Below are 26,011 nucleotides of genomic sequence, written 5' to 3' on the forward strand. Positions count from 1 at the left end.
CGTGGGCGCACTGCTCGGCCCGGCGGAGATCCGGGACCTCGCGGCCGAACTCGACGTCACCCCGACGAAGAAGCTCGGCCAGAACTTCGTGCACGACGCCAACACCGTCCGACGCATCGTGTCCGTGGCCGGCGTGACGCCGTCGGCCCGGGTGCTCGAGATCGGGCCGGGGCTCGGGTCGCTCACCCTCGGACTCACCGAGACCGGCGCACCCGTCACCGCCGTCGAGATCGACAAGCGCCTGGCCGCCAAGCTCCCCGCGACCGTCGCCGCCATGCAGCCCGACGCCACGCTGACCGTCGTGCAGCAGGATGCCATGACCGTCGCCGCGTCGGACCTCGACGTCGAGCCGACGCACCTGGTCGCGAACCTGCCCTACAACATCTCGGTCCCGGTGCTGCTGCACCTGCTCGCGACCTTCCCGTCGATCGAGCGCTCCCTCGTGATGGTGCAGGCCGAGGTCGGGTACCGCCTCGCGGCCGGACCCGGCAGCAAGGTCTACGGGTCACCGAGCGTCAAGGCCGCCTGGTACGGCGCGTGGAGCACCGCGGGACTGGTCAGCCGCCAGGTCTTCTGGCCGGTGCCGAACGTCGACAGCGTGCTGGTGGCGTTCGACCGGCACGAGCCCCCGGGGGATGAGCACCTGCGGTCGCAGGTGTTCGCCCTGGTCGACGCCGCGTTCCAGCAGCGGCGCAAGATGCTGCGGCAGAGCCTGTCCGGCGTGCTCGGCGGCAGCGGTCCCGCCTCCGAGGTCCTGACGGCCGCGGGCATCGACCCGACCGCCAGGGGCGAGGCGATCGGGGTGGACGACTTCGTGCGGCTCGGACGGACGGTCCTCAAGGCGGCGGAGTAGTCCGTCCCTCTTCCAGTCCGGCGACATACGAAATGTTTGGGCGCGGCCGTTCGACCTCCTTACCGTTGAGCGCATCAACGAAGGAGACATCATGCGGCCCACTGACTCGCCTCGCCCCTCTCGAAGTGCCCTGACCGAGGAACAGATCGTCGAAGGTCGTCTCCGCGCGCTCCGGCGAGCGGAACCCGACGGAGTGCGTTCGTCGAGCGCGACCACAGCAGCCGAGCGCCAGGCGCTCTTCGCACGGACGCCACGGCCTGAAGGAACGTTCGAAGAGCGCCGCGAGCGTCGGCGGCGTGCGATGGAAGCGATCGATCCGGACTGCCGGGTCGTACCGATCGAGCGGTTGCACTGGGTGTCTTGACCGTGTTCGCGTCTCTCGGACCCGATGACTTCGACGAGCACCGGGTCTTGGAGTTCGACCGATGCTCTGGGCGACCCGCTGCAGTCCTCGTGGAGACGAGTTTCATCGAGTGCGTTCTCCACCGCGCGGAGCCACAACATGCCCGAGCCGCGGCGTTCTGGGACCATCTCGACCTGGCCGACACGAGCATCGTGTACAGCGGGTTCGCCGAGTTCGAGATCTTCGAATCAGCGCAACGCGAGGGACCGCAGGCGACACATCAGCACGGCACGGCCTGGCGGGACCTGCTGAGTTCGACCCAGATGCACTGGGCCAGTGTCGATGCGGTCGCCGATGATGTCCCGGACCTCATGGAAGCGTTCGGTCTGACCGCTGCGGGTGCCGTGCACGTCGCCACGGCCGAACACTGGGAGGTCGACGGCTTCGTGACCGTCGACCCCTCGTTCGCTGTGGTGGACAAGGCGCGCCTCCCGCTCATGATCGACGCTGCGGGAGCACAGCACGCGCGACAGCTGCGCATCGGTCGCGGCTCGTGACTCTCCGACAGCCGCACCGCCATCGACGCGGACCGGCCGGGCCCTGCACGACCACAGTGCGATCGAACCGCGTCGGTGCGCGGCGCCGGTGCACTCCGGTTGTGCGGGGCGACGCACGCGACGCGAGCGCCGCCCCGGGAACCCAAGTCAGTGCTCGCGGGACGCCATCATCTCGAGGATCTGCTGGTGGTTCCCGTTGCGCTCGGCGAAGCGCAGCGGCTGCACGTTCTGCACGAGGACCTCGGTCGCGTCGCCCGCGCGCAGGATCGCCATCACCTCGTCCGCGAACTCGTCGAGCGGCATGCCCCCGAAGTCCGCGCCGCCCATCAGGTCGGTCCGGACGGCGGGCGGTGCGAGCTCGAGCACCTCGACCGACGACCCGACGAGCTGCTGGCGGAGCGTCTGCGTGTAGGAGTGCACGGCGGCCTTCGTGGCGCTGTAGGTCGGGGTCGCGGTGAGCGGCACGAACGCCAGGCCCGACGAGACGGTCATGACGGTGGCGGTCGGCTGCTCGAGCAGGTGCGGCAGGAAGGCGTCGATGAGGCGGATGGTCCCGACCAGGTTGGTCTGGATCGTCTCGAGCGCGTCGCCGATGTGGTCGGGGGAGCGCAGGTCCTCGTTGCGCATGATCCCCGACATGGTGACGAGCGCGTCCAACGACGGGTGGTCCGCGAGCACCGCAGCGGCAGCGGCCTCGATCGACGACGCGTCGGCGACGTCGATCTGCACGGTGCCGAAGCCGTGCTCGGCGGCGAGGGAGTCGAGGAGTTCCTGTCGGCGACCGCCGATGACGACGGTGCTGCCGTCGGCCTGCAGTCGCTGGGCGAGGGCGAGGCCGATGCCCGAGGTCGCGCCGGGGATGAAGACGGTGGAGTTCGTGGTGTCCATGACGACCACGATGCTCCGCGGTCGCTGCGCCATCCAGAGCGGGGTCATCGGGGGATCCGCGATCCCTGGCACGGCACGCGGTGCCGGACCATGATCGAGGCATGGACCGTGCCGCGCTCGCAGACTTCCTCCGCCGTCGCCGCGAGCTGCTGCGCCCGGAGGACGTCGGCCTCGGGCAAGGGCCGCGCCGTCGGACGCCGGGGCTCCGCCGCGAGGAGGTCGCCGCGCTCGCCGGCATGTCCGTCGACTACTACACGCGCCTCGAGCAGCAGCGCGGTCCGCAGCCCTCCGAGCAGATGATCGCGGCGATCGCACGGGCGCTGCGCTGCAGCCTGGACGAGCGCGACCACCTGTTCCACCTGGCGGGGCAGAACGCACCGACCCGGATGCGCCGTGCCGACCACGTCGACCCGGCGATCCTGCGGGTGCTCGACCGGCTCGAGGACACCCCGGCGATCGTCGTGAGCCACCTCGGCGAGACCCTGGTGGAGAACCGGCTCGCGGCGGCGCTCCTCGGCACCTCGGTCGGGCTACTGGGCAACGAGCGGTACCAGGCGTGGCGGTGGTTCGTGTCCGGCGGGGAGCGTGCGAAGTACGCTCCGGAGCAGCACGAGCGGCTCGGACGGGTGGTGGTCGCCTCGTTGCGGGCCTCGGTCGGGCTCGCGGGGCCGGGCGACCGTCGGGCGACGGAGCTCATCGCGGAGTTGCAGGCCCGCAGTCCCGAGTTCCAGGAGATCTGGGCCATGCACGAGGTGGCCACGCGCTGGTCGGACAACAAGACGATCGTGCAGCCCGAACTCGGTCGGATCACCGTCGACTGCCAGGTGTTGCACACCGACGACCAGGCTCAGGCGCTCCTGCTGTTCACCGCGCCGCCCGGCACCGAGGACGCGCAGAAGCTCGAGCTCCTCGGTGTCGTCGGACAGCAGACCTTCGCCGGCTGACGGCGCGTCCAAGGTGCTCGGCCGTACCGACGGCCCCGACGGCCCCCACGGCCCCACTGCACCGGCAGAGCGACAGGCCTGCCGGAAGCTGCGCCGTCCGTGCTGCGGAAGCGACAGTCTGCCGCGAACAGTCGGCGGCAGACTGTCGCTTTCGCGAACAGCACCAGCAGGAGCAACAGCACCAGCACCAGCACCAGCGCCAGCACGAGCAGCACCACCGCGCCACCCACGACCAGCACCACTGCACCCCGCACCGCAACGCCGCGTCACACACCTGGCAGCGTGCGGGTGACCGTGCCTAGGGTGGGGCCGTGAGCACTCCGCGCGTGTACGTCATCCACGAGAACCCCGAGTGGTTCCCTCCGCTCGCCGCGGCCTTCGAGGCCGAGGGCGTGCCGGTGCAGGAGGTCCTGCTGACCGAGGGCCAGATCGACCTCGCGGCCGATCCGGAGCCGGGCGTCTACTGGTCCCGCATGTCGGCGAGCTCGCACACCCGCGGCCACGAGCACAGCAAGGAGTACACCCGGGCGGTCCTCGGCTGGCTCGAGCGTGCCGGCCGCCAGGTCGTCGGCGGCAGCCACGTGCTCGAGCTCGAGGTGTCGAAGGTCGCCCAGCACGGGCTCCTGCAGCAGGCCGGGTTCGACGTGCCCCGCACCACCGCCGTGTTCGGCACGACGACGCTCAAGGACGCCGCCCGCACCTTCACCGACGGGCAGGACGTCCCCTTCATCACGAAGCACAACCAGGGCGGCAAGGGCCTGGGCGTGCGGCGGTTCGACTCGCTCGCCGAGTTCGACGCCTACGTCGACAGCCCCGAGTTCGAGGCCCCGGTCGACGGCATCACCCTGCTGCAGGAGTACCTGACGGCCCGCGAGCCCTTCATCACCCGCGTCGAGTTCGTCGGCGGCGAGTTCGTCTACGCCGTCCGCGTCGACACGAGCGCCGGCAGCTTCGAGCTCTGCCCCGCCGACGCGTGCGAGGTGCCCCAGGTCATCGCCGGGGCCGTATGCGACGTGCCCGGCACCGAGACCGCGGGGGCGCCCCCGGCGTTCAGCGTCCGCACGGAGGTCACCGCCGAGCACCCGCTGGTCCAGCAGCTCCGCACGTTCCTCGCCGACCAGCGCATCACGATCGCGGGCGTCGAGTTCATGGAGACGACGGACGGCCGCACCGTGGTCTACGACATCAACACGAACACGAACTACAACCCCGCGGTCGAGGAATCCGCGCCGGCCTCCGGCCCGCGCTCCATCGCGCGGTACCTCGGTGGCCTGCTGGCGACGCAGTACGCGGCGCAGCTCACGGCCTGAGAACGCAAGACCCACCGGACTGGAGGCCCGTGGCGGGCCCGCCACGGGCCTCCAGTCCGCCTTCCCACACCCCCAAGGAACCATCGTGCGATTCGGATACTGGACCCCGCTCTTCGGCGGCTGGCTGCGCAACGTCGACAACGAGAACATGCCGGTCACCTTCGACTACGTGAAGCGCCTGGCGCAGCGCGCCGAGCGGATCGGCTTCGACCTGACGCTCGTGCCGGAGCTCAACCTCAACGACATCAAGGGCACGGCGGCGCCCTCGCTCGAAGCATGGTCGCTCGCGGCGGCGATCGCGGCGACGACCGAGCGCCTCGAGATCATGGCGGCGATGCGTCCCGGGTACCACCTGCCCGCGGTGACGGCGAAGCAGGCGGCGACGATCGACGACATCTCGTGCGGCCGGTTCACCTTCAACGTCGTCAGCGCGTGGTGGGCGGAAGAGGCGAAGCAGTACGGCGGGATCTTCTCGGAGCACGACGACCGGTACAAGCGCACCGCGGAGTTCGTCGAGGTCATGAAGGGCCTGTGGCGGGAGACCCCGTACTCGTTCTCGGGCGAGTACTACGACATCGAGAACGCCCACCTCGAGCCGAAGCCCCGGGTGACGCCGCGCATCTACGCCGGTGGCGAGAGCGAGGCCGGCAAGGCCGCGATCACCGGGTACGCCGACGCCTACGTCACCCACGGCGGCACGGTCGAGGAGCTCCGGACGAAGATCGCCGAGATGAAACAGCGCCGGGTCGACGCCGGACTGCCGCCGTTCGAGGCGTTCGGCATGGCCGCCTACGTCATCGTCCGCGAGACCGAGGAGGAGGCGCAGGCCGAGCTCGCGCGGATCACCGACGTGCAGCACGGCACTGCGTACGAGTCGTACCAGGACTTCATCTCGAAGTCGCAGCTCGAGCACGTCCCCTCGCTCGAGGACTACTCGGTGTCGAACCGCGGTCTGCGCCCCGGGTTCGTCGGGACGCCGTCGCAGGTGGCGGCCCGCATCCGGGAGTTCGAGGACGTCGGGGTCGACACGCTGCTGCTGCAGTTCTCGCCGCAGCTCGAGGAGATGGACCGGTTCGGCGAGCAGGTCATCCCGCTCGTGCGGCAGTCGGTCGGGGCGCAGTCCTGATGGGTGCCGTGGAGACCAACGCCGAGGACGGCTGGGCGTTCGAGACCCGCCAGATCCGCGCCGGCTTCAAGGCCGACCCGGGCTGGGGCGCGAACGTGCCGCCGATCGCGCAGAGCGCCGCGTACGTCTACCCGTCGGGTGAGGACGCCGCCGCGCGCTTCATGCTCGACGCCCCCGGCCACACCTACACGCGGGTGAACAACCCGTCGGCGGCAGCGCTCGAGCGTCGGATCGCCGACCTCGAGGGCGGGATCGGTGCGTTGGCGCTGGCGTCCGGGCAGGCGGCGACGTCGCTGGCCGTGCTCGGTGTCGCACGGGCCGGGGACCACGTGGTGTCGAGCGCCTCGCTGTACGGCGCGACCTACACGCTGTTCGCGTCGACCCTGCGGGACCTCGGCATCACCTTCACGTTCGTGCAGGACCCGACCGACCTGTCCGAGTGGGCGTCGGCGGTGCGTCCGGAGACGAAGGCGTTCTTCGGCGAGTCCATCCCGAACCCCCGCGGGGACGTCCTGGACTTCGCCGGGGTGGCCGGCGTCGCGCACGAGGCCGGTGTGCCGCTCATCGTCGACAACACCATCGCGACGCCCTACCTGGTGCGGCCGATCGAGCACGGCGCCGACATCGTCGTGCACTCCGCGACGAAGTACCTGGCCGGACACGGCAGCGCCATCGCCGGGCTCATCGTCGACAGCGGGAACTTCGACTGGGCGGCGCACGCCGCCGCCTACCCGCAGCTGGCCACGACCGAGCAGTCCGGGTTCGCGAACACGAACTTCGCCGAGAAGTTCGGGCGACGAGCGTTCATCCAGCGCACCCGCTCGAAGCTCTCCGCCGACCTCGGGCCCGCGATCGCACCGTTCAACGCGTTCCTGGTGCTGCAGGGCATCCAGACGCTGTCGCTCCGCATGGACCGGCACGTGTCGAACGCCGCCACGGTGGCGTCCTGGCTCGACGCGCACGACCAGGTCGAACACGTGCACTACGCCGGACTGCCGGACTCGCCGTGGCACCACCTGCAGCAGCGGTACGTGCCGGAGGGGCCGTCGGCGGTCCTGGCGTTCGACCTGGCCGGTGGGGTCGCCGCGGGCCGACGGTTCGTGGCGGCGCTCGAGCTCTTCGACCACGTGTCGAACCTCGGTGACGTGCGGTCGCTCGTCGTGCACCCGGCGTCGACGACGCACGTGCAGATGACGTCGGCGGAGCGGGCCGCAGCCGGGGTGGGGGACGGGCTCATCCGCCTGTCGATCGGCCTCGAGCACATCGACGACATCACCGCCGACCTGGCCCGGGGCTTCACGGCAGCCGCAGCGGGATAGGTTGGGGGCATGACCACGTTGGCCGCCCCGACCCGCGTGCGGACGCGCGCCCCCGGCAAGATCAACGTGTTCCTGTCCGTCGGTGCGCTGCAGGACGACGGCTACCACGACGTCGCGACCGCGTACCAGGCGGTGTCCCTGTACGAGGACGTCACCGCCGAGCCCGCCGACGACTTCTCGGTCACCTTCACCGGCCCGATCGACACGAGCACCGTGCCGGTCGACGAGTCGAACCTGGCGATCCGCGCGGCCCGGCTCGTGGCCGATGCGGCCGGTCACCGCGGCGGCGTCCGGCTCACGATCGACAAGCAGGTGCCGGTCGCCGGCGGCATGGGCGGTGGCTCGGCGGACGCCGCGGCGACCCTGCTCGCCGTCGACACGCTCTGGGGCACCGGGCTCGGGCGCGAGGAGCTGCTCCGCCTGGCGGCCCAGCTCGGCGCCGACGTGCCGTTCGCCTTCGCCGGGGGCACCGCCGTCGGCACCGGTCGCGGTGACGAGCTGAGCCCGGCGCTGGCCAAGGGGGAGTTCCAGTGGGTCCTCGCCCTGAGCGACGACGGCCTGAGCACCCCGGCCGTCTACCGTGCGCTCGACGAGCACCGCGAGCGGTACCGCGCGGACATCTCCCCGGCGCCGTCGCACCCCGTGGTCGAGGCGAACGTGCTGCAGGCCCTGCGCGCCGGCGACCCCGACCTGCTCGCCGACTGCGTGCACAACGACCTGCAGGCCCCGGCCATGCGGCTGCAGCCCCGGCTCGCGGCGACGCTCGAGCTCGGTGAGCGGTCCGGCGCGCTGGCGGGTCTGGTGTCGGGCAGCGGACCGACCGTGGCGTTCCTGGTCGGCGACCGCGACGCCGCCCTCGAGCTGCAGGTCGAGCTCAGCGCGGCCGGGCTCGTCGCCCTGCGTGCCACGGGCCCGGTGCACGGCGCCCGCGTCGTGCACTGACGACCGGCAGCAGCGTCAGCGGCTGTACTTCCAGATGATGACCGTGCCGGTGTGCCACCAGCGCACGACGTGGAAGCCCTGACCCTCGAGCGTCTCGGTCACCTGCGGTCGGATGTTGCGTGACTTGCCGCCGACGAAGAAGACCTCGTCGACGTCGTCGAGCCGCGCCGGGACGGTCGTCGCGATGTCGCCGTTGACGTTCCAGAGCTGTCCGCGCTCGGCGCCGGTCTGCGTCACGGCGAGGTCGCGCATGCCCCGGAACGCGTCGGGGTAGGTGTCGGAGATGGCCTGCGTGGTCGTCGTCGGGTGGCCCCAGACGCTGCCGTGGATGATGCCGACGTCGCCGTCGGTGCCCCAGTTGCGCTCCCGGTCGACGATGGCGGCGGCGGTCGCCCAGTGCGAGTCCTGCTTGGCGTGCGGCAGACGGACCTTCGTGCTCGTCGGCACGGACACGAGCACCATCGCGACGACCGCGAGCGCGAGCCAGCGACGGGGGCGGATCGCGGTGATCGCGAGGCCGATCAGCAGCGCGACGAACGGCAGGCTCAGGCTCGCGTACTTCGGCGTGTACAGGTGCTCACCCGCGGCGGTCGCCCCGACGAGCAGCGCGGTGGGCACGATGGTCAGCGGCACCGCGACGCGGACCGCCTGCATGCGGAGCACGTCGCGTGTGTCCGGGTGCGCGGCCCGCACCGCGCGTGTGGCCATGACGACACCGACGGCCATGAGCACCCAGGCGAGGGCCGCGTACGGCCACACCGCCCCGAACCAGGCGGTGGCCAGGACCTGCCGCGCGGTGGCCCAGCCGATGCCGGTGATCCAGCCGACCTGCTTGGTCTGCCCGGCGGCGAGCAGCACGAAGGGCGAGACGGCGGCGGCGGCCGCGACCGAGGCGACGGCCCAGCGCACGACCACCCGTCGGTCGACCATGGCCGGTGCCACGCGACCGGTGCGCGCGGTCACCGCGGCGGTGCGGCGGGCGTCCCGGTCGGCGATCCCGGTCCACAGGAGCACGACGCCGTGCGCGACGACGGCGAGCGCGAGGTAGACGTTGAACAGCACGGACACGGCGGCGACCGCGCCGTAGGCGACCCACCACCGGGTGGCGTGCCGGCCGGAGCGGGTGCGCCGCACCGCGGTCAGCCCGACCAGGGTCAGCAGCACGGAGAGGGTCGTGACCGTGGCGTAGGGCCGACCCTCGGTGCCGGCCCACGCGACGCGGGGGAGCACGAGGAACACGAGCCCCGAGACGACGCCGAGCCGGACACCGCCGAGACGACGGCCGAGGGCGACGACGAGCCCGGCGGCGACGCCGATCGCCAGGGCGCTCGGCAGGCGGAGCGTGAAGGGGGTGTAGCCGACGAGAGTGAACCACACGTGCATGAGCGCGTAGTACAGGCCGTGCACCGCGTCGACGTTCTGCAGCTCGGCCCAGAGCGCCGGCCAGCTGCGTTGCGCGCTCGTGACGGTGGCGGCCTCGTCGTACCAGACGGACGGCACCCAGGCGAAGGCCGCGGCCACCACGACACCGACGGCGCCGACGGTGAGCTCGGGGGTGCGGACGACGGCGTCGCGTCCTGCCAGGGCGAGGTCCCGCAGCCGTGCGCGCAGCGTCCGGGCCGACGACGTGTGTCGGACCGTGATGCTGCCGGTACGGGGGGAACTCACGACCGCGACGGTACCGACCTGCACTGGGCAACAGCAGAGTCCCGGACGAGGATGCTCACATGCGTCGGGGCGCCCGACGGGCGAGAATGACGGGATGGACCCCCTCGTCGAGCCCGCCGCCCCGCTGTCGCCGTGGCGCACCCGGCTCGGGTCGCGGACGGCCGCCCTCGCCGACGTCGGCGCGACCGGCCTCCGACGCCTGGCCGCTTCACGCGTCCTGGTGGTCGGGGCCGGGGGACTCGGCGCACCGGTGGTCGCCTACCTGGCGGGCGTCGGGCGGCTCACGGTCGTCGACCCGGACGTCGTGGACGCCTCGAACCTGGCGCGGCAGACGCTGTTCACGGCAGCCGACGTCGGGTCGCCGAAGGCCGAGGTCGCCGTCGCCCGTGCCCGTGCCGTCGACCCGGAGGTCGAGGCCGTCGCGGTGGTGGGTCGGTTCACCGCCGACCTCGTCGCCGGCCACGACGTCGTGGTCGACGCCGCCGACTCCGTCCTGGTCACCCGGGCCGTGTCCGACGCCTGCTCGGCCGCCGGTGTGCCGTTCGTCTGGGGCACGGTGCTCGGGCAGGACGGCCAGGTCAGCGTCTTCCACGACGCCGGACCGGACGCCGTGGACTTCCACGACCTGCACCCGGACGCCCTGCCCGACGAGGGCTCCTGCGCGCTCGACGGCGTCGTCCCGGCGCTCTGCGGAGCGGTCGGTTCGGTGATGGCGGGGCAGGTCACGGCGCTCGTCACGGGGTCCGGCGACCCGCTGCTCGGCCGGGTCCTGACCGTCGACGCCCGGCGCTGGCACTGGACCGAGAGCCCCGTCCGGCGCGGGCCCGCGTCGCGTCGCCCCGCTCCGGCGACGGAGCCGTCCGTGTCCCGGATCGCGCCGGCCGCGCTCGCCGCGCGGCTCGCCGACCCGCAGGACGGGGTCGTCGTCGTCGACGTCCGCACCGCCGCCGAGCGTGCCGAGGGCGTCGTCGCCGGTACGGTCACCGACGACACCGAGGCGACCGACGTGGTCGTGTACTGCGCCCGGGGTCCGCGTGCGGTCGCGTGGGCTGCGGCGCAGCCGGCCTGGAGGCACGTGGCGGTCCTCGACGGCGGCTTCGAGGCCTGGCGTCGCGAGGGGCAGCACGTGGCGCACGAGCACACGCCCTGACCCAGGGCGGTCGCCATCACCCCCCCGTTCCTCCGCACGTGCGGGTAGGATCGGGGCATCATGACGCAACTGCGGATCAAGGATGCGGCGGTCTTCCTCGGGGTGAGCGACGACACCGTCCGCCGTCTCGTCGACGGTGGGACCCTCACCCGTGCGGTCGACGACGCAGGGCGCGCGGTCGTCGACGGGCGCGAGGTCGCCGAGCACGCCCGCGCCCGGAGCACCGAGCTCGCCGACCCGGCCACCGGTGTGCGGAGCTCGGCGCGGAACCGGTTCGTCGGCATCGTCACCGACCTGGTCGTCGACACCGTGATGGCGCAGGTCGAGCTGCAGTGCGGCCCGCACCGCGTCGTCTCGCTCATGAGCGCCGAGGCGGTGCGCGACCTCGGGCTCGAGGTCGGGTCCGTCGCCGTGGCGTCCGTCAAGGCCACGATGGTCGCCGTCGAGGCGCCCACCGCCCAGGAGGACCCCCGGTGACCGCTCGTCGTCGTTCCGTCGTGGCCGCACTCGTCGCGGTCGCCGCCCTCGTACTGACCGCCTGCTCCGGGACGGACGCGCCGGTCGGCTCGTCGTCGCAGTCCGGTCCGTCGGACCCCGAACCGGACGTGTCCGGGTCGATCACCGTCTTCGCGGCGGCCTCGCTGCAGCAGACGTTCACCACGCTCGGCAAGGACTTCGAACTCGCGAACCCCGGGGCTTCGGTCCGGTTCTCGTTCGCGGGGTCGAGCGACCTCGTCACGCAGATCCAGAACGGCGCGCCCGCCGACGTGTTCGCATCCGCGGACGAGGCGAACATGGCGAAGCTGTCCGCGACCGACCTGGCGAGCGGCTGGCCGCGGGACTTCGCCACGAACACGCTCGAGATCGCGGTGGCCCCGGGCAACCCGAAGGGCATCACGAGCCTCGACGACCTGACCGGCTCGGACGTGCAGGTCGTCACCTGCGCCGCCCCGGTGCCGTGCGGTGCCGCGACGGCGACGGTGGAGTCCGCCTCGGGCGTCGACCTGCACCCCGTCAGCGAGGAGCAGTCCGTCACCGACGTGCTCGGCAAGGTCGAGTCCGGGCAGGCCGACGCCGGACTCGTCTACGTCACCGACGTGCAGGGCGCCGGCGGGAAGGTGGACGGCGTGCCGTTCGACGAGTCGAGCGAGGCCGTCAACACGTACCCGATCGGCGTGCTCCACGAGTCCGAGGACCCGGAGCTCGCGCAGGCGTTCGCCGAGTACGTCCGCTCCGCGGCCGGCCAGCAGGTGCTCACCGCCGCCGGCTTCGGGAAGCCGTGAGCCGTGGCCTCGCGGGCTGACGGACGGCCGCCAGTCGCGTGGTGGTTGCCGCTGCCCGCGGTGCTCGGCGGCCTGTTCGTCGTCGTGCCCGTGCTCGCGATGGCCGGACGGGTCGACTGGGCCGCGTTCCCGGCGCTCGTGACGGCGCCCGCGTCCCGCACCGCGCTCGGCCTGAGCCTCGGCACCGCGTTCGCCGCCACCGGGGTCGCGTTCGTGCTCGGCTACCCGCTCGCCGTGCTCTTCGCGCGGTCCCGCTCGCGGTGGGTGGGCATCGCCCGTGCGGTCGTCCTGCTGCCCCTCGTGCTGCCGCCCGTGGTCGGGGGGCTCGCGCTCCTGGCGGCGTTCGGGCGGCTCGGGGTGCTCGGGGCGTTCCTCGACGACCACGGGCTGCACATCGCGTTCACCACCACGGCCGTCGTCATCGCGCAGACCTTCGTCGCGATGCCGTTCCTGGTGTCCTCGGTCGAGGGTGCCCTGCGGGTCGAGGGCGACCGGTACGAGCGGGTCGCCGCGACCCTCGGCGCCGGACCGACCCGGGTGCTCCTGACGGTCACGACGCCGCGGGTGCTGCCCGGCATCCTGTCCGGACTGGTGCTCTGCTTCGCCCGCGCGCTCGGCGAGTTCGGCGCGACCCTGACCTTCGCCGGCAGCCTGCGGGGCGTCACGAGGACCCTGCCCCTGGAGATCTACCTGCAGCGCGAGGTCGACCCGGACACGGCCGTGGCCCTGGCGATCGTGCTCGTCGTGGTCGCCGTCGTCGTCATCGGCGCGTCGTCGCTCCGCACCCGGGCGGTGGCGGCGTGACCGGAGTGCGGGCGCGGGTGGTGGTCCGGCGGCGCGACGTCGACGTCACGCTCGAGGTCGGCGCGGACGAGTGCGTCGCGGTGATCGGGCCGAACGGCTCGGGCAAGTCGACCGTCGTCGAGGCCCTGGCCGGCCTGCTGCCGATCGACGACGGTCACGTCGAGCTCGGCGGCGCCCGGGTGTCCGACGGTCGCCGCACCGTGCCGCCGCACCGCCGCCGTGTCGGCCTCGTCGCCCAGCGGCACGACCTGTTCCCGTTCCTCGACGTGCTCCGGAACGTCGCCTTCGGACCTCGCGCCACCGGTGCCGGTCGAGCCGCCGCCGACGACCGGGCACGACGGGCCCTGGCCGCGGTCGGAGCCGAGGCGCTGGTCGACCGCGCACCGGGCACGCTGTCCGGCGGGCAGGCGCAGCGGGTCGCCGTCGCGCGGGCCCTCGCCACCGACCCGGCCGTGCTGCTGCTCGACGAACCGACCTCCGCCCTCGACGTCGCCGCGCGCGACGAGGTCCGGTCGGCCGTCCGGACCGCGGTCGCCGGTCGGTCGAGCGTGCTCGTGACGCACGACCCCGTCGAGGTCGTCGCCCTAGCCGACCGCGTCGTCGTGCTCGAGCACGGTCGGGTCGTGGAACAGGGCGACCCGACCGCCGTCCTCGGCCGGCCGACGAGCGCGTTCGCGGCGGCGTTCTCCGGGCTCGCGCTCGTGCGCGGCACCGCCACGGTGGGTGGGATCGCACCCGACGGCGGCGGCGAGCTGGCGTCGGCGACGCACGCCGTGCCTCCCGGCCGGCCCGCCCTGGCCGCGTACCACCCGACGGCCGCCGTCCTGACCCGGGACGGCGCCGGAGCGGGGCGCACCGTGACGGCGCTCGAACCGCGCGACGGCCTGGTGCGGGTGCGGGCCGGCGACCTGCTCGCCGACCTGACCCTGGCGCGGGTCTCGACACTCGGACTGCGCGTCGGCGAGCCGGTCCGCATCGACGTGCCCGCCGCCGAACTGACCGTGTACCCGCCGGGTGGTTGAGACAATGGTCTGATGACCTCCTGGTTCCCCAAGGTGTGGCCCGTGGCCACCCCGCTGCTCGCCGCCGTCGTGCTCGCGTTCTCGTACGGGCGCTACGGACTCGGCACCGCGGTGGTCGTCGTCGTGGCCGTCGTCCTGGCGGCCACGATCCTGGCGGCGGTGCACCACGCCGAGGTCGTCGCCCACCGGGTCGGGGAGCCGTTCGGCTCGCTCGTGCTCGCCGTCGCGGTGACCGTCATCGAGGTCGCGCTCATCATCTCGCTGTCGAGCTCCGGCGGGGCGCAGGCCGAGACGCTCGCGCGGGACACGGTGTTCTCGGCGGTGATGATCACGATGAACGGCCTGGTCGGGCTCGCGATCCTGATCGGGACGCTCCGGCACAACACCGTCCGGTTCAACCAGGAGGGCGCGAGCGCCGCGACCATGACCGTCGCCGCGCTGGCCGTGCTGACCCTCGTGCTGCCGACCTTCACCACCGGCACCGACGACGCGTCGTTCACCGGCACGCAGCTGGTCTTCGTCGCCGTGGCGTCGCTCGTGCTCTACGGACTGTTCGTCGTGACGCAGACGGTGGCCCACCGGGACTTCTTCCTGCCGGTGAACCGTGCCGGCGGGGTCCTGGAGGAGTCCGAGGACACGCACGCCGCACGACCCACGGGTCGGGCCACCCTCGTCTCGCTCGGGCTGCTCGTCGTCGCGCTCGTCGCCGTCGTCGGCCTGGCCAAGGTGGAGTCGCCCGCGATCGAGGCCGGCGTCGCCGCGGTCGGGTTCCCGCCGTCGTTCGTCGGCGTCGTGATCGCGCTGCTCATCCTGCTGCCCGAGGGGATCGCCGCGTCGAAGGCCGCCGCCCGCAACCGGATCCAGACGAGCCTGAACCTGGCGATGGGGTCCGCGATGGCCTCGATCGGTCTGACGATCCCCTCGATCGCGGTCGCCTCGCTGTTCATGCCGGGGACGCTGCTGCTCGGCCTCGGCTCGTCGCAGATCGTGCTCCTGGCGCTGACGATCGTCGCCGCGGTGCTCACCGTGCTCCCCGGCCGCGCGACCCGCCTGCAGGGCGGCGTGCACCTGGTGATCTTCGCGGCGTTCATCGTGCTGTCGGTGTCGCCGTAGGGGTGCTGGGGGCGGGGGCTGGTGCTGGTGCTGGGGGCTGGTGCTGTTTCGCGCGTAGGAGGTCGTTCCGCGCGTGGTGAGCAGGTTCGCGCGTAGGCGGTACTTCTTTCCTGCCGACTACGCGCGGAACTGCTTCCCATCTCAGGCGCGATGGGTCGAAGCGTGCGGCGAACACGGTGCGCGGGCTGCTCGGCGGGTGCGGGTACCGGGTGCTGTTCCGCGCGTGGGAGGTCGTTCCGCGCGTAGTGAGCAGGTTCGCGCGTAGGAGGCACTTCTTTCCTGCCGACGACGCGCGAAACTGCTTTCCATCCCGACCGCGATGGGAAGAACCAACCGGGGTCGCGCGGCCCGGAGCAGTTCCGCGCGCAGGAGGACGTCCCGCGCGTGGCGAGCAAGTTCGCGCGGAGGAGGTACTTCTTTCCTGCTGACCACGCGCGGAACTGCTTTCCACATCAAGCGCGATGGGAAGGGCTGCGCGTGGCGGGTCAGACCGCTGGCCACTCCGCCGCACGCGATCAGCCCCGCCGCACGCGATCAGCCCCGCTGCACGCGCTCCGGAGCCGACTCGAGCGACCGTGCACCAGCCGCCCCGCCCCTCACCCCCCGGCGAACGGGGGCATGACGTCCACGAGCGCGACGCCCTGCAGCGAGGTCGCACGGTCGCGGGTGGCGACGCCGTCGACCAGGTACGAGCACCGCTCCTGCAGCGCTGCCCAGCGCTCGGGGTCGGCGGCCTCGACCGCGTCGAGCGCCTCGCCGAGCGTCGTCGCCGACGCCGACGCCGACGCCGCCGCCGACGCCGACGCCGACGCCGACGCCGCTGCCGCGGTTGCCGCCGCCGAGCCCGACACCGCAGGAGCCTCGACCGAGTCCACCCCCACGGCGGCCCGGGCGGCGGCGAAGAACCGGATCGTGGTCACGTCTCAGCCGCCGATCGCGCTCATGCCGCGGGTCGGGTGCACGAGGTCGTCGGTGTCGTCGCCGTGGTCGCGCGGCTTCGCCCACATCGCCCGCTGCCAGAGCTCGGCGACCTCGTCGTCCGGGGCGCCGGAGCGCATCGGGCCGAGGACGTCGGTCTCCTCGTCGGAGAACAGGCAGCTCCGCACGTGGCCGTCGGCCGTCAGGCGGGTGCGGGTGCAGTCGGCGCAGAAGGACTCGGTGATGCTCGCGATGATGCCGACGGTGCCGAGCGGTGCGCCGGTGCCGGCGTCCTGCACCCGGTAGCGCTCGGCGGGGGCGCCGTCGCGGGGCGCCTCGTCGGGGGTGAGCACGAACGACGTGGCGAGCAGCGTGCGGATCTCGTCCGCGGTGATCATCTCGGTGCGGTCCCAGGCGTGGTCGGGGTCGAGCGGCATCTGCTCGATGAAGCGGAGTTCGTAGCCGCGGTCCAGGCACCAGCGGAGCAGTTCGGGGGCGGCGTCGTCGTTGACCCCGCGGAGCAGCACCGCGTTCACCTTGATGTCGAGCCCGGCGTCGTGGGCGGCGGACAGCCCGGCGATGACCTTGTCGAGGAAGGGGCGGCGGGTCACGGTCGTGAAGGTGTCGGGGTCGACGGTGTCGAGCGACACGTTGACCCGGCGGAGCCCGGCGGCGTACAGGGCCGCGGCCCGGTGGGCGAGGCCGATGGCGTTCGTGGTGAGGGACAGCTCCGGGGCGTCGGGCAGTGCGGCGCACCGGGCGATGACGTCGACCAGGTCGTGCCGGAGCATCGGCTCGCCGCCGGTGAACCGGACCTTGCGGACACCGAAGCGCGACGAGCCGATCCGGACGAGCCGTTCGATCTCGGCGGCGGTCATGAGGGCGTCGTCGGGGGCGAAGGGCAGCCCGGCGGCGGGCATGCAGTACGTGCAGCGCAGGTTGCAGCGCTCGGTCAGCGAGACCCGCAGGTCGATCGCACGCCGTCCGAAGCGGTCCACGAGCCCGGACGAGCCGAGCAGTCGCGCAGGAGCCATGAGCGTCAGCGTACGTGCTCCGGCGACCGGAACGTCAACCGCGCCCACCAGCGCTGCCAGTCCGTCCGGCTCGTGCGGACGAGCGTGACGGCGAGCACGACGGCGACGGCGGCGAGCAGCCACCACCGGTAGGCGTCGGTCGACGGCCACACGCCGCGCAGCGCGATCGCCAGGGCCACCGCCGACCACTCCCACCGGCCGGACAGCACGACGAAGGGGATGAGCAGCAGGGCGTACCAGGGGTACCGGGGCGTGACGGCGAGGAAGGTGACGCCGATGAGCAGGACCTCGCCCGACCACGGCCGGGACGGGTCGGACAGTCGCCACGCGACGAACGCGGCGGCGAGCACCAGCAGCCCGACGACGACGGTGGCGGCGTCGCCGTGGAACACGAGCGAGACGAGGGCGAACCGCGACCCGTCCTCGTAGCCCTCCTCGCTCAGGTAACCCGGCAGGTAGCCGAGCACGGCGGGTCCGGTCGAGATGACGTACGGGACGTAGAGCAACCCGAACACGGCGATGCCGACCGGGATCGCCCACCAGTGCCGCCACCGGCCGAGCAGCGGCGGGTAGACGAGCGCGGGGATGAGCTTCGTCGCGGTCGCCGCGCCCAGGGCGATCCCGCCCCAGATCGGCCGGCCGAACACGACGAGCACGGCACCGGCGGTCGCGAGCGCCGCGCCGAGGGCGTCGACGTGGGAGTTCGTGACGGCCTCGGCGGCGACGAGGGGCGACCAGGCCCAGAGCGCGGCCCACCACGTCGGTCGACCGGTGCGGCGGAGCACCGCGAGCAGGCCGAGGGTCACACCGAGCGAGAGCAGCAGCCCGGCGACCTGGAAGGGCATGTACTGCGCGGTGGCCGGCACGAACGCGCGGACGCCGGCGAACCACAGCTGCGCCATCGGCGGGTAGATCGTCGTCACGTCCGGCCGGTTGATCGCGACGCAGTGGCCGTCGGCGCCGTCGCCGAGTCCGCGGTAGCGCGGCTTCAGCGGTTCGCACGTGCCGTCGACCTTGTCCGGGAAGAGCCAGTCGGGTCGCAGGCCGGTCAGCGCGGTCGACTGGGGCGTGTGGGCGTACGGTGAGACACCGGCCTGTTGCACGATGCCGTCCCAGGCGTAGCGCGCCGAGTCGGTGCTCGTGTTCGGCGGGCCGGCGAGCGCTGCGACGCCGACCACCACGGCTCCCACGACGACCAGGGTGGTCGTCCACCGGGCCGGCACGAACCGCAGCGCGAGCACGGCGACCACGAACACCGTCCAAGCGATCAGCGTCCACGCTACGAATGAGGAACGATGGCCAGCCCGGAGGAACCCCAGATGCGTGATGCCGTAGGCGATCGCGCCCGCCAGGGCGACCACCGCGACGACGGCCACGACGGTGGCGACGAGGTCGGCCGGCCGGCGGGCGAGGGGCGGTCGGACGGCACGCTGTCGGTCGCTCATGGTCCGTCGAGGGTATCCGTCGTCGGCCGTGCCCTGTTCGACGCACGCGCCGCGTTGGCCTCGCCGAACCGGAACGCGCGTTCCGCGGTGGTGCTCGGCCGCCTGCTCGGCATCGCGTTCCTCGTCTGCTTCGGTACCGGCATCTACAGCCACCTGCTGCAGGAGCCGCTCGGCTGGATGCGGTTCCCGACCCGTCCGACGCAGCTCTACCAGTTCACCCAGGGCCTGCACATCACGACCGGCATCGCGATCATCCCGCTGCTGCTGGCGAAGCTCAACACGGTGATGCCCGCCCTGGTGCAGGTTCCGCCGGTGCGCGGGGTGCTGCACCTGCTCGAGCGCGTGTCGATCGCCGTGCTCGTGTCGGCGTCGATCCTGCAGGTCGGGACCGGCCTGCTGAACACCTACCAGTGGTACCCGTGGCCGTTCCCGTTCCGCCAGGTGCACAACGCCATGGCCTACGTGATCATCGGGTCGCTCGTCGTCCACGTGGCCGCGAAGCTGCCGGTCATCGCCCGGTACTGGCGGAAGCGCGACTCCTACGACGAGCACGGCCGGTTCATCGCGGACCCCGCGTCCGGCAGCGAGCTGCTCCCTCCCGCTCAGGAGGCCCGGATGCAGTCCGCCGCGCCGGCTCCGGCCGCGCAGACGGCCGGCCCCACCGCACGCGGCCTGACCGGACGGCTGTTCCGGTGGATCGACGGCTCCGACGCCGCAGCCGCCGGCGGCGGCTCCCGTCCCACCGGGCGGCACGCGGTCCCGGAGACCAGCGTGGGCGCCGAGGAAGCGACCACCGACGGACCGGTGGCCGACACGGCGGAGGCGAGCCGGGCCTCCCGGCCGGTGCCGGAGGTCGCACAGGGCCGACGTGAGCGGATCGCGCGTCGCGGGTTCTTCACCGGCGTGACGGCCGCGGCCGTGGGCGTCGTCGCCCTGACTGCGGGGCAGTCCTCGAAGCTCGCCGAGCCGTTCAACGTGTTCGGCGCCCGCGGGCGCGGTCTCGGTGCGAACGGCCTGCCGGTGAACCGGACGGCACGTGCAGCGGGGGTGCTCGCGACCGCGACGGCCGCCGACTGGACGCTCACCGTCGTCGGACGGGACGTGACCCGGACGTTCGTGCGGGCCGAACTCGTCGCGCTCGGCACCGCGCAGGCCGACCTGCCGATCTCGTGCGTGGAGGGGTGGAGCCAGATGGCGAGCTGGAAGGGCGTGCGGATGCGCGACCTGCTCCGCGCCGTGCAGGCGGAGCCGGGGTCGCACGTGCGGGTGACGAGCCTGGAACGCCACGGCGGGTACCGGATCATGGACATGGGGCCGGAGTACGCCGAGGACCCGACCACCCTGGTCGCCCTCGAGCTGAACGGGGCGACGCTCGACTTGGACCACGGGTTCCCGGCGCGGATCATCGCTCCCGGGCGGCCCGGCGTGCTGCAGACCAAGTGGATCGAGAAGATCGAGGTGCTGCGATGAGGGCCGCTCGCACCGTGCTCGTCGTCGTCGGCGTGCTCGTGATGGGCTTCGGCGGCTACGTGCTCGTCACGTCCGTCTCGCCGCAGCGCATCGGTGGCCTGGCGACCTGGCTGCTCGGGGCGGTCATCCTGCACGACGCGATCCTGTCGCCGTTCGTCGTCGTGGCCGGCCTGCTGCTGCGCCGGGCCGGTCGGTCGCTCCGCGCCTGGGTGCTCGTCGTCGTGCAGGCGGCGATCGTGGCCGGCAGCGTGCTCGCGCTCGTGGTGCTGCCGGAGATCGCGGCGCAGCGGCACGGGCAGAAGAACCCCACGGTGCTGCCGTTCGACTACGGCACGCGCCTGCTGCTGGTCGAGGGGGCGCTGCTCCTGGTGGTCGTGGCGGTGCTCGTCGTCGGCGTGGTCCGGGCCCGGCGGGGGACCGTCGCACGAACTTCTGGTTGAAGCGACAACCTTTCGGTAGGATGCATCCATGACCGACGAGACCCCGTGGCTCACCCGCGAGCAGCTGCGCGCGTGGATGAAGCTCGTGGCCGTCATGGAGCTCCTGCCGGCGACGCTCGACCAGCAGCTGCAGCGCGACGCCGACCTGACGCACTTCGACTACATGGTCATCGCGATGCTCTCCGAGACGGACACCCGCACGCTGCGGATGTCCGCGCTGGCCTCGGCCACGAACGCCTCGCTGCCGCGGTTGTCCCACGTGGTGTCCCGGCTCGAGAAGCGCGGGCTCGTCGCACGCTGCCCGTCCACCTCGGACCGCCGGGCCACCGACGTGCGGCTGACCGACGACGGGTACGCCGCCATCGTCCGCGCCGCCCCGGACCACGTCCGGACCGCCCGTCGCGTGGTGATCGACGCGCTGACCGACGAACAGGTCGCGCAGCTCGACGGCATCGCGGTCGCGCTGCTCTCGCGGCTCGACCCCGAGGGACGGTTCGCCGCCCTGACCTACCCGCGGAGCGACGACGACACCGCCATCTGCGAGGAACGGCTGACGGGCGCCGCGAGCGACTGAGCGCCGTCTCGTCGGCGTCGCCGGGCTGGCCGTGCCGCCGGCTGCGCTGCGCTGCCGGCCGGGCCGCGCTGCCGGGTGTGGCGTGCCGCTGGTCGAGTGTTTGCCGTGCCGCTGGTCGGGTGGTGCCTCGTCGCTGGTCGGGTGGTGCCGTGCCGCCGGTCGGGTGGTGCCGTTGCAATAGGCTCGCGGCATGACCGACCCCGCCGCGCCGTCCGACACGTACTCCTACCTCGGACCGGCCGGCACCTTCACCGAGGCGGCCCTCAAGCTCGTCGAGGCGGCGGCGGGCAAGCCCTGGCGCAGCGTCAACAACGTCGGCGAGGCCCTCGACGACGTCGTGACCGGGCGCTCGGTCGGCGCGGTCATCGCGATCGAGAACAGCGTCGACGGCGGGGTGAGCGCCACCCAGGACGCCCTGGCGCGGATCCCCGGCGTGCGGATCACGGGGGAGTACCTGGTCCCCGTCGACTTCGTCCTCGTCGCCCGACCCGGCACCACGCTCGCCGACGTCCGCACCGTCAACGCCCACCCGGTGGCCTACGCGCAGACCCACCACTGGCTCGAGGCGAACCTGCCCGGCCACGGCCACATCCCGGCGTCGTCGAACGTCGCCGCCGCGACCGCGCTCCTCGACGCGCACCCCACGGCGGACGCCGCGGTCGCCCCACCCGGCATCACCGAGCACCACGACGTCGTCGTGCTCGCGTCGTCGATCGGCGACAACGCGTCGGCCGTCACCCGCTTCGTGCTCGTGTCGAAGACCCTCGCGCTGCCGGAGCCGACCGGCGCCGACAAGACGAGCGTCATCGTGGAGCTGCCCGCCGACCACCCCGGTGCCCTGGTCGACATGCTCGAGCAGTTCGCGACGCGGGGGATCAACATGGGCCTGCTGTCGTCACGGCCGATCGGCGACGAACTCGGCCGCTACCGCTTCAACATCGACCTGGACGGCCACGTCCGTGACGAACGCGTCGCCGACGCGCTGCTCGGCCTGCGCCGCTTCAGCCCCCGGGTGACGTTCCTCGGGTCGTACCCCCGCGCGGACGGCGCACGACCCGAGGTGCCGGCCCGCTACTCGGACGCCGCGTTCGTCGAGGCGCGGGACTGGCTGCGCGGGATCGTGTCGGGCGAGCCCGACGCGGACTGACGCCGCCGCGTCAGTCCGTTCCGGGCGAGCCCGACGCGGCTCGACGCCGCCGGGTCAGTCCGTTCCGGGCGAGCCCGATGCGGCTCGACGCCTCCGGGTCAGGGCACCTGACGCGAGCCGTGGCGGTCGTCCGCCGGGTCCGGCACGCGCACGGAGAGCCCCATCGGGTCGATCCGCGAGCGGAAGGCGATGACCTCGCCCACCGGGTCGCCGTCGATCTCGAACTCGTCGGGCCGCTCGAGGCGGGCGGTGAACTCCTGCCCGCGCAGGTAGCGCAGCGGCCGTTCCTCGCGCGACTTCGACACGATCCGCTGCCCGACGACGGTGTTGCTGAGCTTCGAGCGGCGGAACGCCCGCAGGATCCCGTTCTCGTAGAACACCCGGGCGCCGATCCGGACCCAGCCGAAGAAGCCGCGGGGTCGCATCACCGCGATGTCGAAGACACCGTCGTCGATCTCGGCGTCCGGCAGCAGGATCGCACCGGCCTGCAGCATGCCGCAGTTGCCGACGATCAGGGAGTGCGCACGGAGCGAGCGGTTGCCGTCGTCGTCCAGCTGGTAGCGGAACTCGAAGGCGTCCGCGTCGCGCACGGAGCGGAACAGCGAGTCGACGTAGGCGAGCCAGCCGACCTTCTTCTTCAGCTCGGGGCGGGTGTTCACGAGCATCCGGGCGTCGAGGCCCAGGCCCGCCATCACCAGGAAGCCGTAGCGCTCGCGCTCGCCGCCGGGCCGCTCGATCCGGAGCATCCCGAAGTCGATCTTGCGGTCGTCGCCGTGGAAGATCGACCGGACGCTGGCGGTCAGGTCGTCGAGCGGCAGCTTCATGTTGCGCGCGAGCAGGTTGCCGGTGCCGCTCGGCAGCAGGGCGAGGGTCGAGCCGGACTCGTGCACGACCTCGGCGACCGCACGGACCGTGCCGTCGCCACCCGCCGCGGCGATGACGTCGGCACCGGCCTCGACCGCGGCGCGGGCCATGCCGCCGCCCGGGTCCTCCTCCGACGTCTCGAACCACAGGGTCTCGGCCCAACCGGCCTGTTCCTGGTGTTCCTGGACCGTGCGCTTGAGGGTCGGCAGGTGGACCTTGACCGGGTTGTAGACCACCGCGGCCGTCCGCTGCTCGGTGGGGAGGGCGTCCTGATCCGCGGGCGCGGTCTCCGAAGGGGTCGACATACGTCAACGCTACCGATCCGCGCTGCGTGCCGTCCGCCCCGGACGGAGAAGGGTCCCGTGCCGTCCGCCCCGGGGGGAGAAGGGTCGCGTGCGGCCAGCCCTGTCTAGGATGGTGCGGTGATCGACCCACAGCTGCTCCGCGACAACCCGGACGTCATCAAGGCTTCACAGCAGGCACGTGGTGCCTCCGAGACCGTCGTTGACGAGGCCGTCGCCGCCGACTCCGCACGTCGCAGCGCGATCACCTCGTTCGAGTCGCTCCGTGCCGAGCAGAACGCCTTCGGCAAGACCGTCGCGAAGGCCCCGAAGGACGAGAAGGCCGCGCTCGTGCAGCAGGCCCAGGCCCTCGCCGGTCGGGTGAAGCAGGCCCAGGCCACCGTCACCGAGGCCGAGGCGGCCTTCGACTCGGTCGTCCGCGGCATCCCGAACGTCGTCCTGCCCGGGGTCCCCGCCGGCGGCGAGGACGACTTCGTCACGCTGCGCACCGTCGGCACGAAGCCCGAGTTCGACTTCGAGCCGAAGGACCACGCCGACCTCGGCGAGCACCTCGGCATCATCGACATCCCGCGCGGCGTGAAGGTCTCCGGCTCGCGCTTCTACTTCCTGCGCGGCATGGGCGCCCGGCTCGAGATCGCGCTCATGTCGCTCGGCCTCGACCGTGCGGTCGCAGCCGGCTTCGAACCGCTCATCACCCCGACGCTCGTGCGCCCCGAGACGATGGCCGGCACCGGCTTCCTCGGCGAGCACGCCGCCGAGGTCTACCGCCTCGAGGCGGACGACCTCTACCTGACCGGCACGAGCGAGGTCGCCCTCGCCGGCTTCCACGCCGACGAGATCCTGTCCTTCGACGAGTCGACGGACGCGCACCGCTACGCCGGCTGGTCGACCTGCTACCGCCGCGAGGCCGGCTCCGCGGGCAAGGACAACCGCGGCATCCTGCGCGTCCACCAGTTCAACAAGCTCGAGATGTTCGCGTACGTGCACCCGGACCAGGCCGAGGCCGAGCACGAGAAGCTCGTCGCCCACCAGGAGCAGATGCTCCAGGACCTCGGGCTGCACTACCGCGTCATCGACGTCGCCGCGGGCGACCTCGGCACGAGCGCCGCGAAGAAGTACGACATCGAGGCCTGGGTGCCGACGCAGGGCACCTTCCGCGAGCTCACCTCGACGTCGAACTGCACGACGTTCCAGGCCCGCCGCCTCGACATCCGCTACCGGACGGAGAGCGGCAAGACCGCCCCCGTCGCGACGCTGAACGGCACGCTCGCCACCACCCGCTGGATCGTCGCGATCCTCGAGACCCACCAGCAGGCCGACGGCTCCGTCGTCGTGCCGGAGGTCCTGCGCCCCTACCTGGGCGGCGTCGAGGTGATCGAGCCCCGATGAGCACGCAGGGACGGTTCGTCGACGGCACCTCGCAGGACGCGGGTGGCGCCGCGCCCGCCCGCACGAAGCGCTGGTTGGTCGCGCTCGACGTCGACGGCACCACCATGCGCGAGGACGGCGTCGTCACCGAGGCGGTGGTCGCCGCGCTCCGCGACGCCGAGGCCGCCGGCCACGAGGTGATGCTCTCCACCGGGCGCAGCGAGGGCATGACCGTGCCCCTGCTCGACACGCTCGGCATCCGACCGAAGTACCTGGTGTGCGCGAACGGGGCGCTGACCCTGGCGCGCCGGCCCGACGGGTCCTACGAGCGCGTCCACGTCGAGCGGTTCGACCCCTCCGAGGTCCTGCGGACCATCCACGGCGCGCTCGAGAACGCCGCGTTCGGCGTCGAGGACGAGACCGGGCACTTCCTGCTCTCGGGCAACTTCCCCGACGACACCATGACGGTCGCCGGCGAGCACGTGCCCTTCGAACGGCTGCTCGGGGTGGAGGCCACGCGCGTCGTCGTCATCTCGCCCGGCCACGACACCGAGGACTTCCTGCAGGTCGTCGAGCAGATGGGCCTGCACAAGGTCTCGTACTCGGTCGGCTGGACGTCGTGGCTCGACATCGCCCCCGAGGGGGTCACGAAGGCCACCGCGATGGAGCGCGTGCGCGAGTGGCTCGACATCCCGCGGTCCCGCGTCTTCGCCGCTGGCGACGGACGCAACGACATCGACATGCTGCGGTGGGCCTCGACCTCCGGTCGCGGCGTCGTCATGGGCCAGGCGCCCGACGACGTCGCCGACGCGGGCAACGAGCTCACCGGCGGCGTGACCGACGACGGCCTGGCAGCGGCGCTCGACTCCCTGCCGCGCTGATCCGCGCAGGCGCTGACGCGCAGGCGCTGACGCGCAGCCGGACGGGAGGCCCGGGTAGACTTCCCGGGACGCGGTCACGTCTCGCCACGTGGTCGCGTCACTGGAGGGTTGTCCGAGCGGCCGATGGAGCCTGTCTTGAAAACAGGTGGGCAGAGATGTCTCGTGGGTTCGAATCCCACACCCTCCGCCATCACCGAGGCGCATCGAGCACCGGGCACGTCCGGGTCCGGTCTGCCGACGCCCGTT

At 72.7% G+C, this 26,011-nt stretch carries 25 protein-coding genes and 1 tRNA gene; 20 read left to right on the plus strand and 6 right to left on the minus strand.

From position 1 onward, the window contains the following. Position 1: 1 nt before the first annotated feature. Both rsmA and BIU94_RS12030 read left to right on the plus strand, forming a co-directional pair. A complete protein-coding gene (gene rsmA / locus BIU94_RS12025) occupies positions 2–853 on the plus strand; it encodes a 16S rRNA (adenine(1518)-N(6)/adenine(1519)-N(6))-dimethyltransferase RsmA (RefSeq protein ID WP_071260550.1) in 852 nt (283 codons plus the stop codon). 360 nt (positions 854–1,213) lie between these two features. Further along, positions 1,214–1,753 carry a type II toxin-antitoxin system VapC family toxin gene (locus BIU94_RS12030; RefSeq protein WP_139196386.1) on the plus strand — a complete coding sequence of 180 codons (540 nt, stop codon included), beginning with the start codon at positions 1,214–1,216 and terminating at the stop codon, positions 1,751–1,753. A gap of 147 nt (positions 1,754–1,900) precedes the next feature. Here BIU94_RS12030 and BIU94_RS12035 read toward each other — a convergent pair whose 3' ends face one another. Next, positions 1,901–2,641 carry an SDR family oxidoreductase gene (locus tag BIU94_RS12035; protein ID WP_071261917.1) on the minus strand — a complete coding sequence of 247 codons (741 nt, stop codon included), beginning with the start codon at positions 2,639–2,641 and terminating at the stop codon, positions 1,901–1,903. A 101-nt stretch (positions 2,642–2,742) separates the two neighbouring features. On the opposite strand from BIU94_RS12035, the gene BIU94_RS12040 reads away from it, so the two are divergent. The 5 genes from BIU94_RS12040 to BIU94_RS12060 all read left to right on the plus strand — a co-directional run bounded on the left by BIU94_RS12040 (position 2,743) and on the right by BIU94_RS12060 (position 8,282). Then, entirely contained in the window at positions 2,743–3,585 is an 843-nt protein-coding gene (locus tag BIU94_RS12040) for a helix-turn-helix transcriptional regulator (RefSeq protein WP_071260554.1), read from the plus strand. 311 nt (positions 3,586–3,896) lie between these two features. After that, positions 3,897–4,895 (plus strand): RimK family alpha-L-glutamate ligase, encoded by a 999-nt coding sequence (locus BIU94_RS12045; protein ID WP_071260556.1) that lies wholly within the window; start codon positions 3,897–3,899, stop codon positions 4,893–4,895. Between the two features lie 85 nt (positions 4,896–4,980). After that, positions 4,981–6,021, plus strand: coding sequence for an LLM class flavin-dependent oxidoreductase (locus BIU94_RS12050; RefSeq protein ID WP_071260558.1), 1,041 nt, complete (start codon positions 4,981–4,983; stop codon positions 6,019–6,021). A gap of 8 nt (positions 6,022–6,029) precedes the next feature. Beyond that, positions 6,030–7,340, plus strand: coding sequence for an O-acetylhomoserine aminocarboxypropyltransferase/cysteine synthase family protein (locus tag BIU94_RS12055; protein ID WP_254784808.1), 1,311 nt, complete (start codon positions 6,030–6,032; stop codon positions 7,338–7,340). A 9-nt stretch (positions 7,341–7,349) separates the two neighbouring features. Beyond that, positions 7,350–8,282: a 4-(cytidine 5'-diphospho)-2-C-methyl-D-erythritol kinase gene (locus tag BIU94_RS12060; protein ID WP_071260562.1), complete on the plus strand. Its 933-nt coding sequence runs from the start codon at positions 7,350–7,352 to the stop codon at positions 8,280–8,282. A 15-nt stretch (positions 8,283–8,297) separates the two neighbouring features. Here the strand turns inward: BIU94_RS12060 and BIU94_RS12065 are convergent, their stop codons facing one another. After that, a complete protein-coding gene (locus tag BIU94_RS12065) occupies positions 8,298–9,950 on the minus strand; it encodes a glycosyltransferase family 39 protein (RefSeq protein WP_139196387.1) in 1,653 nt (550 codons plus the stop codon). Positions 9,951–10,044: 94 nt separating this feature from the next. On the opposite strand from BIU94_RS12065, the gene BIU94_RS12070 reads away from it, so the two are divergent. The 6 genes from BIU94_RS12070 (at position 10,045) to BIU94_RS12095 (ending at position 15,322) form a co-directional block, all read left to right on the plus strand. After that, positions 10,045–11,100 carry a HesA/MoeB/ThiF family protein gene (locus tag BIU94_RS12070; protein WP_071260566.1) on the plus strand — a complete coding sequence of 352 codons (1,056 nt, stop codon included), beginning with the start codon at positions 10,045–10,047 and terminating at the stop codon, positions 11,098–11,100. A 60-nt stretch (positions 11,101–11,160) separates the two neighbouring features. Then, positions 11,161–11,577, plus strand: coding sequence for a molybdopterin-binding protein (locus BIU94_RS12075; protein ID WP_071260568.1), 417 nt, complete (start codon positions 11,161–11,163; stop codon positions 11,575–11,577). Then, entirely contained in the window at positions 11,574–12,383 is an 810-nt protein-coding gene (gene modA / locus BIU94_RS12080; protein WP_071260571.1) for a molybdate ABC transporter substrate-binding protein, read from the plus strand. The genes BIU94_RS12075 and modA overlap by 4 nt, the downstream gene beginning before the upstream one ends. Before the next feature lie 99 nt (positions 12,384–12,482). After that, positions 12,483–13,187 (plus strand): ABC transporter permease, encoded by a 705-nt coding sequence (locus tag BIU94_RS12085; RefSeq protein ID WP_175472230.1) that lies wholly within the window; start codon positions 12,483–12,485, stop codon positions 13,185–13,187. Next, on the plus strand, positions 13,184–14,209 hold the full coding sequence (locus BIU94_RS12090) for an ABC transporter ATP-binding protein (protein ID WP_071260576.1): 1,026 nt from the start codon (positions 13,184–13,186) through the stop codon (positions 14,207–14,209). The genes BIU94_RS12085 and BIU94_RS12090 overlap by 4 nt, the downstream gene beginning before the upstream one ends. Positions 14,210–14,221: 12 nt before the next feature. Beyond that, positions 14,222–15,322, plus strand: coding sequence for a calcium:proton antiporter (locus BIU94_RS12095; protein WP_071260581.1), 1,101 nt, complete (start codon positions 14,222–14,224; stop codon positions 15,320–15,322). Positions 15,323–15,918: 596 nt separating this feature from the next. On the opposite strand, the gene BIU94_RS12100 is transcribed toward BIU94_RS12095, so the two are convergent. Genes BIU94_RS12100 through BIU94_RS12110 form a run of 3 tightly spaced genes read right to left on the minus strand, consistent with a single transcriptional unit; the run spans position 15,919 to position 18,719 of the window. Further along, complete coding sequence (locus BIU94_RS12100; protein ID WP_083404793.1) at positions 15,919–16,242, minus strand: MoaD/ThiS family protein; 324 nt, start codon at positions 16,240–16,242, stop codon at positions 15,919–15,921. Positions 16,243–16,245: 3 nt separating this feature from the next. Then, a complete protein-coding gene (gene moaA, locus BIU94_RS12105; protein ID WP_071260584.1) occupies positions 16,246–17,274 on the minus strand; it encodes a GTP 3',8-cyclase MoaA in 1,029 nt (342 codons plus the stop codon). Between the two features lie 5 nt (positions 17,275–17,279). Then, positions 17,280–18,719 (minus strand): glycosyltransferase family 87 protein, encoded by a 1,440-nt coding sequence (locus BIU94_RS12110; protein WP_071260586.1) that lies wholly within the window; start codon positions 18,717–18,719, stop codon positions 17,280–17,282. A gap of 54 nt (positions 18,720–18,773) precedes the next feature. Between BIU94_RS12110 and BIU94_RS12115 the strand changes: the two genes are divergently transcribed. From BIU94_RS12115 to pheA, 4 genes are all read left to right on the plus strand, one after another. Further along, on the plus strand, positions 18,774–20,189 hold the full coding sequence (locus BIU94_RS12115) for a molybdopterin-dependent oxidoreductase (RefSeq protein WP_175472217.1): 1,416 nt from the start codon (positions 18,774–18,776) through the stop codon (positions 20,187–20,189). Further along, the gene (locus tag BIU94_RS12120; RefSeq protein ID WP_071260588.1) at positions 20,186–20,629 is read left to right on the plus strand and encodes a hypothetical protein; all 444 of its coding nucleotides are present in this window, start codon (positions 20,186–20,188) and stop codon (positions 20,627–20,629) included. Before BIU94_RS12115 ends, BIU94_RS12120 begins: the two co-directional genes overlap by 4 nt. A gap of 28 nt (positions 20,630–20,657) precedes the next feature. After that, positions 20,658–21,203, plus strand: a complete 546-nt coding sequence (locus BIU94_RS12125; RefSeq protein ID WP_071260590.1) for a MarR family winged helix-turn-helix transcriptional regulator — start codon at positions 20,658–20,660, stop codon at positions 21,201–21,203. Between the two features lie 190 nt (positions 21,204–21,393). Continuing rightward, positions 21,394–22,350, plus strand: coding sequence for a prephenate dehydratase (gene pheA, locus BIU94_RS12130; RefSeq protein WP_071260592.1), 957 nt, complete (start codon positions 21,394–21,396; stop codon positions 22,348–22,350). 98 nt (positions 22,351–22,448) lie between these two features. Here the strand turns inward: pheA and BIU94_RS12135 are convergent, their stop codons facing one another. Then, positions 22,449–23,519: a diacylglycerol kinase family protein gene (locus BIU94_RS12135; RefSeq protein WP_083404794.1), complete on the minus strand. Its 1,071-nt coding sequence runs from the start codon at positions 23,517–23,519 to the stop codon at positions 22,449–22,451. Positions 23,520–23,636: 117 nt separating this feature from the next. Here BIU94_RS12135 and serS point away from each other — a divergent pair, with 117 nt between their 5' ends. The 3 genes from serS (at position 23,637) to BIU94_RS12150 (ending at position 25,955) form a co-directional block, all read left to right on the plus strand. Then, complete coding sequence (gene serS / locus BIU94_RS12140) at positions 23,637–24,905, plus strand: serine--tRNA ligase (protein WP_071260594.1); 1,269 nt, start codon at positions 23,637–23,639, stop codon at positions 24,903–24,905. Further along, complete coding sequence (locus BIU94_RS12145; protein WP_083404795.1) at positions 24,902–25,765, plus strand: HAD family hydrolase; 864 nt, start codon at positions 24,902–24,904, stop codon at positions 25,763–25,765. The genes serS and BIU94_RS12145 overlap by 4 nt, the downstream gene beginning before the upstream one ends. Positions 25,766–25,867: 102 nt before the next feature. Further along, positions 25,868–25,955, plus strand: a tRNA-Ser gene (locus tag BIU94_RS12150). Positions 25,956–26,011 lie beyond the last annotated feature (56 nt).

Source organism: Curtobacterium sp. MMLR14_006 (assembly GCF_001864985.1).
In the GTDB taxonomy this organism is placed as follows: domain Bacteria; phylum Actinomycetota; class Actinomycetes; order Actinomycetales; family Microbacteriaceae; genus Curtobacterium.

Excerpts from the sequence above, each read along its gene's own strand:
- moaA (WP_071260584.1), bottom strand. The coding sequence starts at position 17,274 with ATGGCTCCTGCGCGACTGCTCGGCTCGTCCGGGCTCGTGGACCGCTTC.
- BIU94_RS12035 (WP_071261917.1), bottom strand. The coding sequence starts at position 2,641 with ATGGACACCACGAACTCCACCGTCTTCATCCCCGGCGCGACCTCGGGC.
- BIU94_RS12145 (WP_083404795.1), top strand. The coding sequence starts at position 24,902 with ATGAGCACGCAGGGACGGTTCGTCGACGGCACCTCGCAGGACGCGGGT.
- pheA (WP_071260592.1), top strand. The coding sequence starts at position 21,394 with ATGACCGACCCCGCCGCGCCGTCCGACACGTACTCCTACCTCGGACCG.
- BIU94_RS12110 (WP_071260586.1), bottom strand. The coding sequence starts at position 18,719 with ATGAGCGACCGACAGCGTGCCGTCCGACCGCCCCTCGCCCGCCGGCCG.
- BIU94_RS12070 (WP_071260566.1), top strand. The coding sequence starts at position 10,045 with ATGGACCCCCTCGTCGAGCCCGCCGCCCCGCTGTCGCCGTGGCGCACC.
- BIU94_RS12095 (WP_071260581.1), top strand. The coding sequence starts at position 14,222 with ATGACCTCCTGGTTCCCCAAGGTGTGGCCCGTGGCCACCCCGCTGCTC.
- BIU94_RS12085 (WP_175472230.1), top strand. The coding sequence starts at position 12,483 with ATGGCCGGACGGGTCGACTGGGCCGCGTTCCCGGCGCTCGTGACGGCG.
- BIU94_RS12135 (WP_083404794.1), bottom strand. The coding sequence starts at position 23,519 with ATGTCGACCCCTTCGGAGACCGCGCCCGCGGATCAGGACGCCCTCCCC.
- BIU94_RS12075 (WP_071260568.1), top strand. The coding sequence starts at position 11,161 with ATGACGCAACTGCGGATCAAGGATGCGGCGGTCTTCCTCGGGGTGAGC.
- BIU94_RS12125 (WP_071260590.1), top strand. The coding sequence starts at position 20,658 with ATGACCGACGAGACCCCGTGGCTCACCCGCGAGCAGCTGCGCGCGTGG.
- BIU94_RS12040 (WP_071260554.1), top strand. The coding sequence starts at position 2,743 with ATGGACCGTGCCGCGCTCGCAGACTTCCTCCGCCGTCGCCGCGAGCTG.
- BIU94_RS12120 (WP_071260588.1), top strand. The coding sequence starts at position 20,186 with ATGAGGGCCGCTCGCACCGTGCTCGTCGTCGTCGGCGTGCTCGTGATG.
- BIU94_RS12060 (WP_071260562.1), top strand. The coding sequence starts at position 7,350 with ATGACCACGTTGGCCGCCCCGACCCGCGTGCGGACGCGCGCCCCCGGC.